General features: G+C 71.8%; 13 protein-coding genes and 1 pseudogene. 3 read left to right on the top strand and 11 right to left on the bottom strand.

Going from position 1 to position 16,471, the window contains the following annotated elements; all coding sequences use genetic code 11:
* Positions 1–1,068: pseudogene (locus tag ACF059_RS16805) on the top strand (M48 family metallopeptidase); the annotation flags it as partial.
* Here ACF059_RS16805 and ACF059_RS16800 read toward each other — a convergent pair.
* The 7 genes from ACF059_RS16800 to ACF059_RS16770 form a co-directional block, all read right to left on the bottom strand.
* Positions 1,055–2,260, bottom strand: coding sequence for a hypothetical protein (locus ACF059_RS16800; protein ID WP_392057398.1), 1,206 nt, complete (start codon positions 2,258–2,260; stop codon positions 1,055–1,057). The pseudogene ACF059_RS16805 and the gene ACF059_RS16800 sit on opposite strands and share 14 nt — an antisense overlap.
* A gap of 69 nt (positions 2,261–2,329) precedes the next feature.
* Complete coding sequence (locus ACF059_RS16795; protein ID WP_361953209.1) at positions 2,330–2,884, bottom strand: hypothetical protein; 555 nt, start codon at positions 2,882–2,884, stop codon at positions 2,330–2,332.
* Positions 2,885–2,961: 77 nt separating this feature from the next.
* Positions 2,962–4,239 carry a glutamate-5-semialdehyde dehydrogenase gene (locus ACF059_RS16790; protein WP_392057395.1) on the bottom strand — a complete coding sequence of 426 codons (1,278 nt, stop codon included), beginning with the start codon at positions 4,237–4,239 and terminating at the stop codon, positions 2,962–2,964.
* A 113-nt stretch (positions 4,240–4,352) separates the two neighbouring features.
* Positions 4,353–4,754, bottom strand: a complete 402-nt coding sequence (locus ACF059_RS16785; protein ID WP_392058125.1) for a hypothetical protein — start codon at positions 4,752–4,754, stop codon at positions 4,353–4,355.
* Between the two features lie 99 nt (positions 4,755–4,853).
* Entirely contained in the window at positions 4,854–5,981 is a 1,128-nt protein-coding gene (proB, locus tag ACF059_RS16780) for a glutamate 5-kinase (protein WP_392057392.1), read from the bottom strand.
* Between the two features lie 74 nt (positions 5,982–6,055).
* Positions 6,056–6,490, bottom strand: coding sequence for a GtrA family protein (locus ACF059_RS16775; protein ID WP_366867181.1), 435 nt, complete (start codon positions 6,488–6,490; stop codon positions 6,056–6,058).
* Entirely contained in the window at positions 6,487–7,524 is a 1,038-nt protein-coding gene (locus ACF059_RS16770; RefSeq protein WP_392057387.1) for a glycosyltransferase family 2 protein, read from the bottom strand. Before ACF059_RS16770 ends, ACF059_RS16775 begins: the two co-directional genes overlap by 4 nt.
* A 193-nt stretch (positions 7,525–7,717) precedes the next feature.
* Between ACF059_RS16770 and ACF059_RS16765 the strand changes: the two genes are divergently transcribed.
* Both ACF059_RS16765 and ACF059_RS16760 read left to right on the top strand, forming a co-directional pair.
* Positions 7,718–10,597 (top strand): CDP-glycerol glycerophosphotransferase family protein, encoded by a 2,880-nt coding sequence (locus ACF059_RS16765; RefSeq protein ID WP_392057384.1) that lies wholly within the window; start codon positions 7,718–7,720, stop codon positions 10,595–10,597.
* A complete protein-coding gene (locus ACF059_RS16760; RefSeq protein ID WP_392057380.1) occupies positions 10,594–11,766 on the top strand; it encodes a glycosyltransferase in 1,173 nt (390 codons plus the stop codon). The genes ACF059_RS16765 and ACF059_RS16760 overlap by 4 nt, the downstream gene beginning before the upstream one ends.
* 80 nt (positions 11,767–11,846) lie before the next feature.
* On the opposite strand, the gene galE is transcribed toward ACF059_RS16760, so the two are convergent.
* The 4 genes from galE to rpmA all read right to left on the bottom strand — a co-directional run bounded on the left by galE (position 11,847) and on the right by rpmA (position 16,463).
* On the bottom strand, positions 11,847–12,860 hold the full coding sequence (gene galE, locus ACF059_RS16755; RefSeq protein WP_360892909.1) for a UDP-glucose 4-epimerase GalE: 1,014 nt from the start codon (positions 12,858–12,860) through the stop codon (positions 11,847–11,849).
* A 48-nt stretch (positions 12,861–12,908) separates the two neighbouring features.
* Positions 12,909–14,525 carry a glycosyltransferase family 2 protein gene (locus ACF059_RS16750; protein ID WP_392057377.1) on the bottom strand — a complete coding sequence of 539 codons (1,617 nt, stop codon included), beginning with the start codon at positions 14,523–14,525 and terminating at the stop codon, positions 12,909–12,911.
* Positions 14,526–14,595: 70 nt separating this feature from the next.
* Positions 14,596–16,041, bottom strand: a complete 1,446-nt coding sequence (obgE, locus tag ACF059_RS16745; RefSeq protein WP_361948483.1) for a GTPase ObgE — start codon at positions 16,039–16,041, stop codon at positions 14,596–14,598.
* A gap of 167 nt (positions 16,042–16,208) precedes the next feature.
* The gene (gene rpmA, locus ACF059_RS16740; RefSeq protein ID WP_008738950.1) at positions 16,209–16,463 is read right to left on the bottom strand and encodes a 50S ribosomal protein L27; all 255 of its coding nucleotides are present in this window, start codon (positions 16,461–16,463) and stop codon (positions 16,209–16,211) included.
* Positions 16,464–16,471: the final 8 nt, after the last annotated feature.

The raw sequence follows: 16,471 nt of genomic DNA, 5'->3' as shown, positions 1-16,471 counted from the left end.
ATGACGGCGACGGGTTTCGAGAAGGCACCGGCGCGGGACCGCAGGAGGTTCCCCGGCATCTCCTCGCGGGCGTACGAACATCCGGCGGACCGCTCCGCCCTCGTCGCCCTGCGCAGGCTGAGCGGCTTCGACACGGTGTTCAAGGCCCTGAGCGGGCTGCTCCCGGAGCGCAGCCTGCGCCTGCTGTTCCTGTCGGACTCGGTGCGGGTGGGCGAGACGCAGTTCCCGCACCTCTACGACATGCTCCGCGACGCCTGTCACATCCTGGACCTGGAGAAGGTCCCGCAGATGTACGTGCAGCAGGACCCGAAGCCCAATGCCATGTGCATCGGCCTGGACGAGCCGATCATCGTGGTGACCACGAGCCTGGTCGAGCTGCTCGACGAGGAGGAGATGCGGGCGGTGGTGGGCCATGAGGTGGGCCACGCGCTGTCGGGGCACGCCGTGTACCGCACGATCCTGCTGTTCCTGACGAATCTGGCACTGAAGGTCGCGTGGATCCCGCTGGGCAACATGGCGATCATGGCGATCGTGACCGCGCTGCGGGAATGGTTCCGCAAGTCGGAGCTGTCGGCCGACCGGGCGGGGCTGCTGGTGGGCCAGGACGTGCACGCCTCGATGCGGGGGCTGATGAAGGTCGCCGGCGGCAACCACCTCCATGAGATGAACGTGGACGCCTTCCTGGCCCAGGCCGAGGAGTACGAGGAGAGCGGCGATCTCCGCGACTCCGTCCTGAAGATCATGAACGTGCTGCCCCGGACGCACCCGTTCACCACGGTGCGCGCGGCCGAGCTGAAGAAATGGTCGGAGAACCGCGACTTCCAGCGGATCATGGACGGCCACTACCCGCGGCGCGAGGAGGACAAGGACACCTCGGTGTCGGACTCCTTCCGGCAGTCCGCCGCGCACTACGCCGACTCGGTGCGCACCAGCAAGGACCCGCTGATGAAGCTGGTCGGCGACCTCGCCGGGGGCGCGGGCGACCTGGGCGGAAAGCTCCGTGACCGGTTCACCGGCACCGGGCCGGCCAACGGCTCCGAGGGCAAGGGCGGGACTACGGGCCAGGGCTGACGGGCGGGGCTTGTGGGGCCACCGGAGTCTGCGGGGCCGCCGGGGTCTGTGGGGACGGCGGGGTCGTGGGCTGCGCCAGGACGCCGCACAGCCCGGCGGTGCGCCGCGGCTGGCCGCTGACGTACGGGTCGCTCGCGGGCGGCCCCACCGTCGTCGGCCCCGCGCCCGCCAGGAGCGGGCGGAAGCCCGCGGCCGGGTCGGCGGAGCAGTCCTGCGGGCCGGCCATCACATGGGCCGAGGCCAGCTCCAGCCGCCGGGCCGCGAGGTCCTCGCGGTCGAAGCGGATCCGCAGCTCGCGCCGGACGGTGAAGAGCGAGGCGCCGTCGGCCGCGGCCGGGGCTCCGGTGGCCGGGCGTACGGCGTAGACGAATGTGTGGTCGGTGGTGACCTCCAGCACCTCCGGGCCCAGCTCCTCGAAGGCGAGGGTTCCACTCACCCGCACCCGGGGGTCGGCCACGACGGCGGTGGCCGGGTCGAAGCGGACCAGCCAGCCGGTGGCCGCGTGCCGGCCGTCGCCGGAGGGCGAGGCCATGCTGCGGTCGAACTGCGCCAGCTGGTCCGGGTCGAGCAGGACGCGCACGGGCCGGGAGCCGGCGCCCGACAGGACGTCGGGGTCCAGCGAGGACTGCACCAGGTAGTCCTTGGCGATGGACAGCGCGGTGATGACCTGGACGTCGGTGAAGTGGTGCGTGCGGCGCACCGCCGGCAGGGTGATCCCGGCCGCCCCGATGCGGTAGTCGGCCGCGGGGCTCTGCGCGTACAGCTCGGCCGGCCGGCCGCCGGGCACGGGGGTGGCGGGCGCTAGCGGGACCACCGTGCTGCTGAGCGCCTCGGCGGGTGAGCCGGGCGGGGGCACGTAGGGGTTGCGCAGCCCGAGGTAGACGGCGGCGGCGAAGGCCGTGGCGATGAGCAGCACGAGCAGCATGCCCTGGCGGGCGGCGCGGCCGGGGGTGCCGGTCCCGGACAGGGAGCCGCCGCCGGACCACAGGGAGCGGCTGCGCACGGCCCGGGCGTGCTCGCCCATGCGTTCCTGGGCCGAGTACTCCTGGAGCCGGGCAGCGCGGACGAAGTCCTCGTCGAACACCACCGAGCGGTATTCGTCCGAGCGGTACTCGTCCGACCGGAATTCGTCGTCGCCCCCGCCCATGCCCTCGGGGGTGCCGTTGGGTGGATCTCCTGGCACGGCCATCGCTTCTCCCCGCTGTCCCCGCTTCAGAGAAGCCCCCAGCTCCGACGTGTGCGAGTGGGGTCGTTACCTTCAGGGTTGGCGGTCGGAGGGGTACGTAAACGCGCCGACGCCGGTGACTTCGCGCAGCGGGGTGCTGGCGGGCGCCGGGGCGGGCTCCGCCTCGCCCGAGGCGGAGCGGTAGACGGCGCTGAAGGCGAGCGCGACCATGCCGAGGCCCATCACGAAGGCGAGCACCCAGGCGACCGGGCGCAGCCAGGGCGAGCGGCCGCGGTAGGGGCGCAGGCTGCCGCCGTACGCTCCGTAGGGCCCGTCCGGGTAGCCGTAGCTGCGATCGTGGTCCCAGCCGTGGTCGTCGGTCTCGTACCCGTCGGGGTAGCCGTATCCGTAGCCGTCGTAGTCGTCGTCGCCCGTCCAGCCGCCGGCGACGGCGCGGGCCGCTTCGGCTTCCGCGCGGGCTCGGTCGGCCGCCCGCTGGCGCTCGGCGGCGCTCGGTTCATGGAACTCGGCATTCCGGACGAAGGCCTCATCGAACACCACGGAGGCGAAGTACTGATCCGCGCCTCCGCGGTCGTCGTCGGGCTCCCCGTCGTCCGGGAACGGCTTGCCCCCCACGTCGTCCGGCACAGGACCAGCCTAGACCCGGGGGGCGCCTTTGGGCAGGGTGTGCGCCGAATTCCGGCCACACCGTGTCCAGGGAGCGGCTACCTGACGTGACCGTCGCCGGTGACGATGTACTTGGTCGAGGTGAGCTCGGGAAGGCCCATGGGGCCCCGGGCGTGCAGCTTCTGGGTGGAGATGCCGATCTCGGCGCCGAAGCCGAACTGACCACCGTCCGTGAACCGGGTGGATGCATTCACGGCAACCGTGGTCGAGTCGACCAGCTGGGTGAAGCGGCGCGCGGCGGCCTGCGAGGTGGTCACGATCGCCTCGGTGTGACCGGAGGTCCAGCGCCGGATGTGGGTGACGGCGTCGTCCAGGGAGTCCACGACGCCGGCGGCGATGTCGTAGGAGAGGTACTCGGCGGCCCAGTCCTCGTCGGTGGCGGGCAGCGCGGTGGCCTTGGTGCCTTCGGCGGCGGCGAGGACCCGGGCGTCGCCGTGGACGGTGACGCCGGCGTCGGCGAGCGCGTCGAGGGCGCGCGGCAGGAAGGCGTCGGCGATGTCGCGGTGGACGAGGAGGGTCTCGGCCGCGTTGCAGACGGAGGGCCGCTGGGCCTTGGAGTTGATGAGGATGTCCACGGCCATGTCGAGATCGGCCTGGGCGTCGACGTAGACGTGGCAGTTGCCGGTACCGGTCTCGATGACCGGAACGGTGGACTCCTCGACCACGGTCTTGATGAGCGAGGCGCCGCCGCGCGGGATGAGGACGTCGACCAGGCCGCGGGCGCGCATCAGCTCGCGGACGGAGTCGCGGGACTCGCCGGGGACGAGCTGGATCGCGTCGGCGGGCAGGCCCGCGCCGGCGACGGCGTCGCGCAGGATGGCGACGAGCGCGGTGTTCGAGGAGTACGCGGAGGAGCTGCCGCGCAGCAGGACCGCGTTGCCCGACTTCAGGCAGAGGGCGGCGGCGTCCACGGTGACGTTGGGGCGGGCCTCGTAGATGATGCCGACGACGCCGAGGGGGACCCGGATCTGCCGGATGTCGATGCCGTTGGGCAGGGTGTTGCCGCGCACGACCTCGCCGACGGGGTCGGGGAGGGCGGCGACGTCGCGCACGTCGGAGGCGATGGCGGCGACGCGCTCCGCGGTGAGGGTCAGGCGGTCGATGACGGTCTCGCTGGTGCCGGCGGCGCGGGCCTTGTCCGTGTCCACGGCGTTGGCCGCGATGATCTCGGCCGTACGGGCCTCCAGCGCGTCCGCGATCGCCAGCAGGGCGGCGTCCTTGGCGGACCGCGGGAGTGGCGCGATGGCCGCGGCGGCGGTGCGGGCGGCGTGCGCGGTGGCGAGGACGGGCGAGGTGGCGGCATCGAGCGAGGTCATGCCGCCAGGGTAAGCCCCCGCAGGCACCCCGCCGCTGGGGGTTTCACCCCCCGAGACGGCCCCGAGACGGCCTCCGGGCACCCACGCGACGGCCCTGCGGCCGCAGGCGCCGCTCAGTACGGGTGGACGCCCACCGGGTGGGCCGGCGGCGGCCCGTAGCCCTCCGCGACCCGCAGGTGGTAGGTGGCCCGGTCGATGACCTCCAGCCCGACGATCTCCCAGGGCGGGAGCTTCGCCGAGGAGCGGTGTTCGCCCCACAGGCGCAGGGCGACGGCCGCCGCGTCGTGGAGGTCGCGGGCCTCCTCCCAGTAGCGGATCTCCGCGTGGTCGTCGGCGTACCGGCTCGTCAGCAGGAAGGGGTGGTCGTGGGCCAGCTGTTCCAGCCCGCGCCGGACCTCGGACAGGGGGGCGGGCTTGCCGGAGACGCTCAGGGTCACGTGCCACAGGCGTGAGGTGTGGTGCTGCTCCTCCCCGCCCCCGACGCCGTCACCGTCCCCTGCGCCTACGCTGGTCAGCGCTCGTCTCACCAGCCGCCTCCTGTCTCCGCCGCGTGCGTCGGTCCGCCTTCACAGTTGACCAGTCCCAGGGCCGCCGCGCTGCGGTTTTACCTAACCTCAGCCCTCCAGCAGGACCAGATCGTCCCGGTGGACGACCTCCCGTTCGTACGCGGGTCCGAGTTCCCGCGCGAGCTCGCGAGTGGAGCGGCCGAGGAGCTGCGGGAGCTCCTTGGCGTCGAAGTTGACCAGGCCCCGGGCGACGGCCCGGCCGTCGGCGGAGCGCAGTTCCACCGGGTCCCCGGCGACGAAGTCGCCCTCGACCGCCGCGATCCCCGCGGGCAGCAGGGAGCTGCCGCGCTGGGTCACCGCGCGGACGGCTCCCTCGTCGAGCACGAGGTGGCCCTGCGGGGTCGACGCGTGCTGGAGCCAGAGCAGCCGGTCCGCCGAGCGGCGCCCGGTGGAGTGGAACAGGGTGCCGGTCGCCCGCCCCGCCAGGGCGTCGGCGGCCTGGCTCGCGGAGGTGAGGACGACGGGGATGCCCGCCGCGGCGGCGATCCGTGCCGCCTCGACCTTGGTGACCATGCCTCCGGTGCCCACGCCCGCCTTGCCGGCGCTGCCGATGGAGACGTGCGCGATGTCCTCGGGCCCGTGGACCTCGTCGATGCGGGTGGTGCCGGGCAGGGACGGGTCGCCGTCGTAGAGCCCGTCCACGTCGGAGAGCAGGACGAGCAGGTCGGCGCGCACGAGGTGGGCGACGAGGGCGGCCAGGCGGTCGTTGTCGCCGAAGCGGATCTCGTCCGTGGCCACCGTGTCGTTCTCGTTGACGACCGGGAGGGCTCCCATGGCGAGGAGCTGGTCCAGGGTCCGGTAGGCGTTGCGGTAGTGGGCGCGCCGGCTGGTGTCGTCCGTGGTCAGCAGGACCTGGCCGACGCGGACGCCGTACCGGGCGAAGGAGGCCGTGTAGCGGGCGACGAGCAGTCCCTGGCCGACGCTGGCGGCGGCCTGCTGGCGGGCGAGGTCCGTGGGACGACGGCGCAGGCCGAGCGGGGAGAGTCCGGCGGCGATGGCTCCGCTGGAGACGAGCACGATCTCCTTCTCGCCGCCGCTGCGCGCCTTGGCCAGGACGTCGACCAGCGCGTCCACCCGGTCGGCGTCGAGTCCGCCGGCCGCGGTGGTCAAGGAGGAGGAGCCGACCTTGACCACGATCCTGCGGGCGTCCACGACATCTTGCCTAGCCGCTGACACGTCTGTCCCCTTGCCCCTTGCCGGAATCTGCCACCTCAATCTACGGGGTGGCCCGCGGGGGCCGCTCGGGGGTTTCAGACCGTGGACGAGCTGCCGGCCGGCTCCGGCCGCGGCTCCCGGTCCCGGGCGGCTTTGGGGACGAGGATCTTGCGGGAGAGCAGGAAGGTGAAGGGGATGGCGACGACCGCCGCGACCAGCGGGGCGATCCGGGTGTCCATCCCGGCCCAGGTCACCAGGGCGTAGAGGCCGGCCGACTGGATGACGTAGTTGGTCACGTTCGTCAGCGGGAAGAGGAGGAACTTCTTCCAGGTCGGCCGGGTCCGGTAGGTGAAGTAGGTGTTCATGAAGAACGAGCCGACCATCGCCAGGACGAAGGCGAGGGAGTACGCGGCGAAGTACGGCATCCACGGGTGCAGGAGGAGGTAGATGCCGAAGAAGGTGCCGGTGTTGACCCCGCCGACGAGGGCGAAGCGGAAGATCTGGCCCAGCTGGTCCCGCCTGCCCGTCATGCGCTGCGCTCCGCGATCGTCGGCTCCGCGGCGCGTGCGGTCCCCGGAGTACGGGCGCCCCGTGCGGCGGAGCCGGCCAGGGAGGCCTGCGGGTCACGGTCGGCGGACGGCGCGCCGTGCGATTCCTGCACCAGGAAGTGCGGCCGGCGCTTGGTCTCGTAGTAGATGCGGCCGATGTACTCGCCGATGAGGCCCAGCATGATCAGCTGGACGCCGCCCAGACCGGTGATGATCGCCACGAGGGTGACGTAGCCCGGGGACTCGACCCCGTTGGTGATGGCCGTGATCGTGATCCACAGCGCGTACAGGCCGGTCAGGGCGACCAGGGACACGCCGAACCAGATCCCGATGCGCAGCGGCCGGTTGTTGAAGGAGATCAGGCCGTCCATGCCGTAGTTCAGCAGGGAGCCGAACTTCCACTTCGTCTCGCCGGCCTCGCGCTGCGCGTTGCGGTAGTCGAAGTGGACGGTGTCGAAGCCGATCCAGGAGAACAGGCCCTTGGAGAAGCGGTTGTACTCCGGCAGCGACAGCAGGGCGTCGACGGCGGGGCGCGACAGCATGCGGAAGTCGCCGACGCCGTCGGTGAGTTCCACGTCCACCCAGCGGTTGACGCCGCGGTAGTACAGGCGGCTGAGGGCGGAGCGGAGCTTCTTGTCGCCCTCGCGGGTGCGGCGGGCGATGATCTGGTCGTGGCCCTGCCGGTAGTGCTCCAGCATGGTCGCGATGAGCTCCGGCGGGTGCTGGAGGTCCGCGTCCATGATCACGACGGCGTCGCCGGTGGCCTCGCGCAGGCCCGCGAGCATGCCGGCCTCCTTGCCGAAGTTGCGGCTGAAGGAGACGTACCGGGTCTGCTCGCCGTGCGCCGCCGCGATCTTCCGGAGCTTGCCGAGGGTGCCGTCGCGGCTGCCGTCGTCGACGTAGCAGACCTCGTACTCGACGGGAAGGGCGTCCAGGACCCTGCGGATCTCCACGTCGAAGCGATCGATGACCGCTTCCTCGTTGTAGCAAGGGACAACTACGGACAGCTTCGTCATGAACACTTCCTGCTGGCTCCGAACGGGTGATTGTGGGCGACCGGGCCCGCCATTCACCTCTTCCTCAGAAGTATGCACGGCGGGGGTGGGCCGGGCGTCGGCCTGCCTGAGGCGAGGGCGGCACACGGTAGCGTGGACGAGATAAGCGGAATGAGCTGACCGAAACGCAACGAAACGAATCGAAGGGATCGAGGTGCACGTGCCCGACGTCTCCGTGGTCGTCATCGTCTACAACGACGCAGAGCGTCTGTCGACAGCAGTCCAGTCGGTTTTGGACCAGACCCTGCACGGTGTGGAAGTCGTGATCGTCGACGACTGCAGCAAGGACCGCTCCTACGCGGTCGCCCAGGAACTGGAGTCGGCGCACCCCGGGAGAGTGCGCGCCTTCCAGCTGCCGGAGAACAGCGGTGGCTGCGGCGCGCCCCGCAACCACGGCATCCAGCAGGCCACCGGCACGTACGTCATGTTCCTGGACAGCGACGACGTCCTGGAGCGCAACGCCTGCCGCAACATGCTGGACGCCGCCGAGCGCACCGGCTCCGACCTGGTCTCGGGCATGTGCGTACGCGTGCACCTCGACAACCGGTGGGGCAAGACCACCGAGTGGTACCCCTGGATCTACGCCCGCACGCGCACGCTGGAGTCGATCACCGAGTTCCCCGACCTGCTGGTCTACGACACCCTCTCCACGAACAAGTGCTACCGGCGCGACTTCCTGCTGGAGCAGGGCCTGGAGTTCCCGGTCGGCATCCACTACGAGGACCTGCTGTTCTCCGCGCAGGCGTACGTGGCGGCCCGCCGCATCACCCTGATCCCCAACCACGTCTACTTCTGGAACGTGGTCGAGAAGGCCGCGGCCAAGTCGATCAGCAACCGGCGCCATGAGATCGCGAACTTCGTCCACCGGATGGAGATCCACCGCCGCGTCGACGAGCTGCTCGCGGCCAAGGGCCACGCGGACATCAAGTCCGCGAAGGACGCCAAGTTCCTCAAGCACGACCTGGTGCTCCACCTGCGTGACCTGCCGCTGCTCAGCGACGAGTACCGCCAGGAATTCGCCCGCCTCGCCAACGGCTACCTCGCGGGCATCGACCGGGCCGCGTACGAGAACGTCACGTACCTCCAGGCCATCTGCGCCTACCTGCTGGGGAAGGAGGACTGGGCCAACCTGCTCCCGGCCGCCGACGCCATGACCAACAAGGGCCGGCTCTCCTCCTCGCTCGCCGAGCGCGACGGCCGCGTCTACTGGTGCGCCGAGCACCTCGACGGCCCCGACGCCGCCGAGGCCCGCCGGATACTGGACGTCACCGAGCAGGGCTTCCACACCACCCCGCTCACCTCCCTCCAGCTGGGCAACCGCCTGACCTCCTACGAGGACGACGGGCGCGGCACGGTCACGCTCGCGGGCGCCGTCGTGAACCCGCTGGGCCGGATCCCGGCCGACGCGGAGCTCAAGGCCTCGCTCGAATTCCGGGCCCGCCGGCAGATCGGCGTGCGCTCGTTCAGCTTCCCGGTGACAACCGTGCGCCACGCGGGTGACACGATCGAGTGGTCCGGCAGCGCCGACGTCGCCGGCACCGTCCGGCCCCTCGGCATCATCGACGCCGTCTGGGACGTCCGGCTCAAGCTGACCGCCGGCGGCCAGAAGATCACCACGCGCGTCTCGGTCGGCGGACTCGACCTGGAGTCGGCGGCCCGCCTGCGCGTGCGGCCGCGGCTGACCCGGCTGGTCTCCGACCGCTTCGAGCCGGAGATGACCAAGAAGGGCAACCTCAGCTACGTCCTGACCGCCGAGAGCGCCGCCGCCGTCCGCACCCAGGCGCTGATCAACGGCGCCATACAGGGCAAGGCGGCCGGTGTGGTCAAGCGGGGCCTGCGCAAGGCCCTGCGGGCCCGCCGGAACATGGGCTCCGGCGAGCAGAAGGTGAAGGTCTACCACGAGGTCTTCTCGAAGCTGCCGCTCAAGAAGGGCACGGTCGTCTTCGAGAGCCACATGGGCAAGCAGTACAGCGACAGCCCGAAGGCCATCTACGAGGAGATGGTGCGCCGGGGCGCGCCGTTCGAGGCGATCTGGTCGTACGCGGGCGCCAAGCCCACCGGCTTCCCCAAGGAGGCCACCTTGGTGCGGCGCTGGAGCTGGGCCTACCTGCGGGCGCTGGCCCAGGCCGAGTTCTGGGTCGACAACCAGGGCTTCCCGCTGGCGCTGACCAAGCGCCCGGGGACCACGTACATCCAGACCTGGCACGGGTCCGCACTCAAGCGGATGGGCTTCCACGAGCCCCGCACCAAGGCCCAGGGCCGCGCCGGCCAGGCCCGCTTCCAGGCCGCCGTCGACCGCTTCGACCACTTCCTGATCCGCTCCGAGCACGACACCCGCACCCTCGCCAAGGGCTTCCGGCTGCGCGACGAGGTGCTGCTGCGCACCGGCTACCCGCGCAACGACGCCCTCGTCGAGGCGCACCGGGCCGAGGTGCAGAGCGGCGAGCGGGTCCGCGGACCCCTCGCGGCCGAGCTGGACATCGACCCGGACAAGAAGGTCCTGCTGTACGCGCCGACCTTCCGGGCGGCCGCCGACGGCACGGTGGAGGGCTTCACCTTCCCCTTCGACGTGGAGGAGTTCGCCGACCGGCTCGGCGACCGCTTCACGCTGCTGGTGCGGACCCACTACCTGAACAGCGTCTCGCTGCCGCCGTCCGTGCGCGGGCGGGTCCTCGACGTGTCGGGCCACCACGACATCACCCCGCTGCTGGCCCTCGCCGACGGACTGATCACCGACTACTCGTCCGTGATGTTCGACTACGCGGTCCTGGACCGGCCGATGCTGTTCTTCGCGTACGACTACGAGAAGTACGCCACGGACATCCGCGGCACGTACTTCGACCTGAAGGAGAAGGCCCCGGGCCCGGTGGTGGCCACGGCGGACGAACTCCTGCAGGCGCTCGCCGCCTTCGAGGAGGCCGACGCCAAGTACGCCCAGGCGCGGGAGCGTTTCCTCGCCGAGTTCGGCGAGTACGACCGCGGGGACGCGGCCGGCCAGATCGTCGAGAAGTTCTTCACCAGGAGCGGCAAGTGAGCCAGCAGACCGCCACCCCGGGCGGCCGTGACATCTTCATCGTCTCCAACAACGTCGACGAGCTCGGCGGCGTCACCACCTGGTCGCACCAGATGGCCCGGGAGTTCACCGGCCGCGGGCACCGCGTGCACATCGTCGGCATCGCCCCGGTCGCCGAGGAGATCCGGCAGAAGCTGCCGCAGGACCTGCCGTACGAGATGACCACGCTCTACGACGCCCACCCGCCGTCGGCGCGCCGGCTGCGCGGGGTCAAGGGCCGGCTGAACGCACCCGAGCGGCGCCGCCAGGCGGCCCGGCGGGCGCAGATGCGGGCCAAGGCGGAGCAGCTGAGCGAGCTGCTGCGGGCGGCGCGTCCGGGCGGTGTCGTCATCGTGACGCAGGTCTGGGCGATGGAGTGGGTGGCGCTGGCCGACACCAAGGGCTTCAGCGTCATCGGGATGAGCCACGAGTCGTTCGAGGCCAGCCAGAAGTCGACCCGCGGTGACCGGGTCCGCCGCTACTACTCCCAGGTCGACCGGCTGCTGGTGCTGACCCCCGAGGACGCGGACCTGTGGATCCGGGCGGGCATGGAGAACGTGGGCAGCATGCCGAACCCGCTGCCCTTCATGCCGGACTCCCCCGCCCCGCGCACGGAGAAGGTCGTGGCGTGCGTCGGGCGCCTCGCCTTCGAGAAGGGCGTCGACCTGCTGCTCGACGCCTGGGCGGACGCCGCGCCGCTGCACCCCGACTGGAAGCTGCGGATCTACGGCGCGGGCGTGGAGGAGCCGACGCTGCGGGCGCACTGCACCTCGCTGGGGCTGGACGACTCCGTGGAGTGGATGGGCAGCACCGACGACGTGCTGGGCGCGCTGCGCGGGGCCTCGGTCTTCGCCCAGGCCTCGCGGGCCGAGGGCTTCCCGATCACCCTGCTGGAGGCGATGGCGGCGGGCGTGCCGGTGGCCGCCTTCGACTGCGCGCCCGGCGTACGGGAGATCGTCGAGTTCGGCGAGGACGGGCTGCTGGCCCGGCTGGGCAACACGATGGAGCTGGCCGGGCACCTGCACACGCTGATGTCGGACCCCGAGCTGCGCGACCGGCTCGGGGACCAGGCCTTCCGCGCGGTGCAGCGGTACTCCAGCAGCGAGATCACCGACCGGTGGGAAGAGCTGTTCGCCTTCCTGGAGCGCTGAGTTCCCGGCGCCCGACACACACGAAGCCGCCCGCCCCGGATCGCATCCGGGGCGGGCGGCTTCGTCGGTGTCCGGGGCGCTCAGGCCTGGTGGACGTCCTTGTGGCGGTCCGTGCGGGCGACCTTGTTGGCCTCCCAGCCCGCCCAGGCGGAGGTGACCATCTCACGGACGTCGTGCCGGGCCTTCCAGCCCAGCTCGCTGGTGATCTTGTCGGCGGAGGCCACGACCTTCGCCGGGTCGCCGGCTCGCCGGGGGCTGATCACCGGCGGGTAGTCGTGCCCGGTGTTCTTGTTCAGGAGCTCGACCATCTCGGCGACCGAGACGCCCTCGCCGCGCCCGATGTTGACGGTGAGGTCCTTGTACTCGCCGGCCGCGCCCCACTCGGCGAGCTTGCGGGCCGCCGCCACGTGGGCCTCGGCCAGGTCCTCGACGTGGATGTAGTCGCGGATGCAGGTGCCGTCGGGCGTCGGGTAGTCGTCACCGAAGATCTTGGCGCCCTGGCCGGCGTCGTAGCGCTCGAAGACCATCGGCACCAGGTTGAAGACGCCGGTGTCGGCGAGCTCGGGGGTCGCGGCGCCCGCCACGTTGAAGTAGCGCAGGCAGGCGGTGGAGATGCCGTGCGCCTTGCCGGCGGCGCGGACCAGCCACTCGCCGGCCAGCTTGGTCTCGCCGTAGGGGCTCAGCGGCGCGCACGGGGTGTCCTCGGTGACCAGGTCCACGTCGGGCATGCCGTAGACGGAGGCGGAGGAGGAGAAGAGGAAGTTGCGGATGCCGGCGGCGGCCACGGCCTGGAGCAGGACCGTCAGGCCGTGCACGTTCTCGTGGTAGTAGTACAGCGGCTTCTCGACGGACTCGCCGACCTGCTTCTTGCCCGCGAGGTGCACCACGCCGGTGATCTTGTGCTCGGCGATGGTCTCGTCCAGGATCAGCCGGTCCAGGACCGAGCCGACCACCAGCGGGACGCCTTCGGGGACGCGGTCCTCGTTGCCCGTGGACAGGTCGTCGAGGACGACGACCTTCTGGCCAGCGAGCAGCATCGCCCGGACGACGTGTGCGCCGATGTAGCCGGCGCCGCCGGTGATCAGAAACGTCATGTGTATCTCCTTGGTCCTGTCCGACTTCGATGGGGAAAGCGAAGGCCTTCAGCGCGCCCCGCGGGCCGCCCGGGCCCGGTGGAGGCGGTTGCGTACGAGGTAGAGCGCGCCCTCGGGACCCGGCGCGAGGCGCAGCGCGAGGGCGCCGGCCCCCGTCCGGTAGGGCTGCGCCAGCAGAACACCGTACCGGCTGCTGGGCAGGGCGCGGCGGCGCAGGAGCCTGCCGCGGGGGCGCAGCGCGGTGGTCACCTCGCTGCCGTCGGCGCACCGCACGCCCACGCGCACGTTCCAGGCCTGCATCCGGCGCAGTCCCTGGCGGCGGCCGGTGACGGCCAGGTCCGCGAGGCGGAAGGGCAGCAGGGCGCTCCAGCCCCCCTGCGCGTCGGGGCGCAGCTCGACGGCCTGGGCGCGTACGGGCTCACCTCCCGCCCGGGGCAGGAAGCTCAGCTGGACCGTGCGGGGCCCGGCCTCGGCGAGGCGCCCGTACAGCTCGTGCACGCGGATCCGGACGGCGCCGCGCCCGGCCGGTTCGGCGTCGACGGTGACGGGCAGTGCGGTGACCGGCAGCCCGGGCAGCCCGTCCAGCTCGACGGGGAGCTCCTCGCTCCACACCGGCCCGCCCGTGGCGCCGACGGCGTACGGGGGCAGCAGGCGCGGCGGGTCGGCGGCCAGCCGGGTGAGCCGCTCCACGTCGGCGGGCGGGGTCGCGGTGGCGCGCAGCACCCCTACGATCCAGCGGGCGGGGGCGGCGGCGGCCTCGACGTCCTCCTGCGCGAAGGTGGCGAGGTACTCGCGGGTGAGGCTCCACCAGGCGGCCTGGTAGGCGGGGTCCTTGCCGAGCTCGCGCAGGTACATCGGCAGGTCGTACTCCAGGAACTTCACCTGGCAGGCACGGCCGAGCACCGGGGAGGCCGCGGCGAGGTTCCGGGCGGCCGTGCGGTGGGCCTCGATGCGGGAGCGCCAGTTGCCGACGTCCTTGCGGTCCAGGGAGATCGACACCTGGGCGGCGCCGCGGCGCACGTGCCAGACGTAGACGAGCTCGCCGGTCACGGCGATGCGGGGGGCCGCGGCGAGCACCCGGGAGGTGAAGACGAAGTCCTCGTAGACGAACCGGCCGTCGGGGAAGCGCAGGCCGTGCTCCTCCAGGAAGGCGCGGGCGTAGAGCTTGTTGACGCACAGGGTGTCGCGGACGAGCTCGGGCCGGTCCGCCGGCCGTTCGATGACGTCGCCCGGGGTGTAGAGGCCGGGCATCCACGGCACGTCGTGGCGCTGCGGGAGCTCGCGCCGTACGGCGGCTCCGACGGCGACCGGGGCGCGGTGCTCCTCGGCGGTGCGCACCAGGGCGTCGGCCGCCCCCGGTGGCAGGATGTCGTCGCTGTCGAGGAAGAGCACGTACGGGGCGGTCGCGGCCGCGATCCCGTCGTTGCGCGGGGTCCCGCACCCCCCGCTGTTCTCCGTGCGGTGCACGACCCTGACCCGGGGGTGGGCGGCGGCCAGCTCGTCCAGCACCCGTGCGGTGTCGTCGGAGGAGGCGTCGTTCACCGCGATGACCTCGGCGACCACCGGGCCCTGGGCGAGGGCCGAGGAGACGGCCTCGCCCACGAGCCCGGCGTCGTTGTACGCGATCACCACGACGGAAACGGTGGGGAGGTTGCTGCTGTTCACCCGGAGGATCCTAGGCGACCGACGTAAAGGCGCCTTCAAACCCTCCGGGGCGGATCCCCTCGGGAGGGGACTAGAACGGCCGGAACTCGTCGTACTCCTGCTGGGCCGAGTCCCCGCGCTTGGCTTCCTTCTCCTTGCGGCGCGTGGTCGCCGGGCGCGGCGCCTCCAGCCGGTGGTCCTCACCTCGGCGGCCCAGCATCTCGGCGCCGGCCATCATGGTCGGCTCCCAGTCGAAGACGACCGCGTTCTCGTCGGAGCCGATGGCGACGCCGTCACCGGCGCGGGCGCCGGCCTTGCGCAGCGCGTCCTCGACCCCGAGGCGGTTGAGGCGGTCGGCGAGGTAGCCCACGGCCTCGTCGTTGTTGAAGTCGGTCTGGCGCACCCAGCGCTCCGGCTTCTCGCCGCGCACGTTGTAGACGTCCTCGGCCTCGTCGTAGGTGACGGTGAAGCCGGAGTCGTCCACGGCCTTCGGGCGGATGACGATGCGGGTCGCCTCCTGCTTCGGCTTGCGGGCGCGGGCCTTGGCGATGACCTCGGCGAGGAAGAAGGAGAGCTCCTTCAGGCCCGTGCGGGCGACCGCGGAGACCTCGAAGACCTTGTAGCCGCGCGCTTCGAGGTCCGGGCGGACCATGTCGGCGAGCTCCTGGCCGTCGGGGATGTCGACCTTGTTGAGGACGACGAGGCGCGGGCGCTTCTCCAGGCCGCCGCCGTAGAGCCGCAGCTCCTCCTCGATGACGTCGAGGTCGGCGATCGGGTCGCGGTCGGACTCCAGCGTGGCGGTGTCCAGGACGTGCACGAGCACCGAGCAGCGCTCGACGTGGCGCAGGAACTCCAGGCCGAGGCCGCGGCCCTGGCTGGCGCCGGGGATCAGGCCCGGGACGTCGGCGATCGTGTAGACGGTCGAGCCGGCCGTGACGACGCCCAGGTTCGGGACGAGGGTGGTGAAGGGGTAGTCCGCGATCTTCGGCTTGGCGGAGGACAGCACCGAGATCAGCGAGGACTTGCCGGCGCTGGGGAAGCCGACCAGCGCCACGTCGGCGACGGTCTTGAGCTCCAGGATGATGTCGCCGGTGGTGCCGGGGACACCGAGGAGCGCGAAGCCGGGCGCCTTGCGGCGGGCGGAGGACAGCGCGGCGTTGCCGAGGCCGCCACGACCGCCTTCGGCGGCCACGTAGGTGGTGCCCTGGCCGACGAGGTCGGCGAGGACGTTGCCCTCCTTGTCGAGGACGACGGTGCCGTCCGGGACGGGCAGGACCAGGTCCTGGCCGTCCTTGCCGGAGCGGTTGCCGCCCTCGCCGGGCTTGCCGTTGGTGGCCTTGCGGTGGGGGCTGTGGTGGTAGTCCAGCAGGGTGGTGATCGCCTGCTCCACCACGAGGATGACGTCGCCGCCACGGCCGCCGTTGCCGCCGTCGGGGCCGCCGAGCGGCTTGAACTTCTCCCGGTGAACGGAGGCGCAGCCGTGGCCCCCGTTACCCGCGGCGACGTGCAGCTCGACGCGGTCCACGAAGGTGGTCATGGGTGTTCCTCCAGATACATACGGGAATGTCCCGGGCAGGCCTTGCTGCCCATTAAACGTGTCTATGTGACAACGCGCCGAGGGCGGACCTCTCTTCCCGGCTCGCGCCGGGAAGAGCTGAGATCCGCCCTCGGGAGGTTACGTTCGCTTGATCAGCAGAAGCTGGATCAGGCGGCCGGAACGATGTTGACGACCTTGCGGCCACGGTGCGTGCCGAACTGCACGGCACCCGCCTGCAGCGCGAACAGCGTGTCGTCGCCACCACGGCCGACACCCGCACCGGGGTGGAAGTGGGTGCCACGCTGGCGGACGAGGATCTCGCCGGCGGAAACGACCTGACCGCCGAAGCGCTTCACGCCGAGCCGCTGGGCATTGGAGTCGCGCCCGTTCCGGGTGGACGATGCGCCCTTCTTGTGTGCCATGTCTCAGT

Source organism: Streptomyces sp. NPDC016562, assembly GCF_043076955.1.
GTDB lineage: Bacteria > Actinomycetota > Actinomycetes > Streptomycetales > Streptomycetaceae > Streptomyces.
The sequence above is the reverse complement of the archived record's forward strand: the minus strand, read 5'-3'. Positions and strand labels throughout refer to the sequence as shown.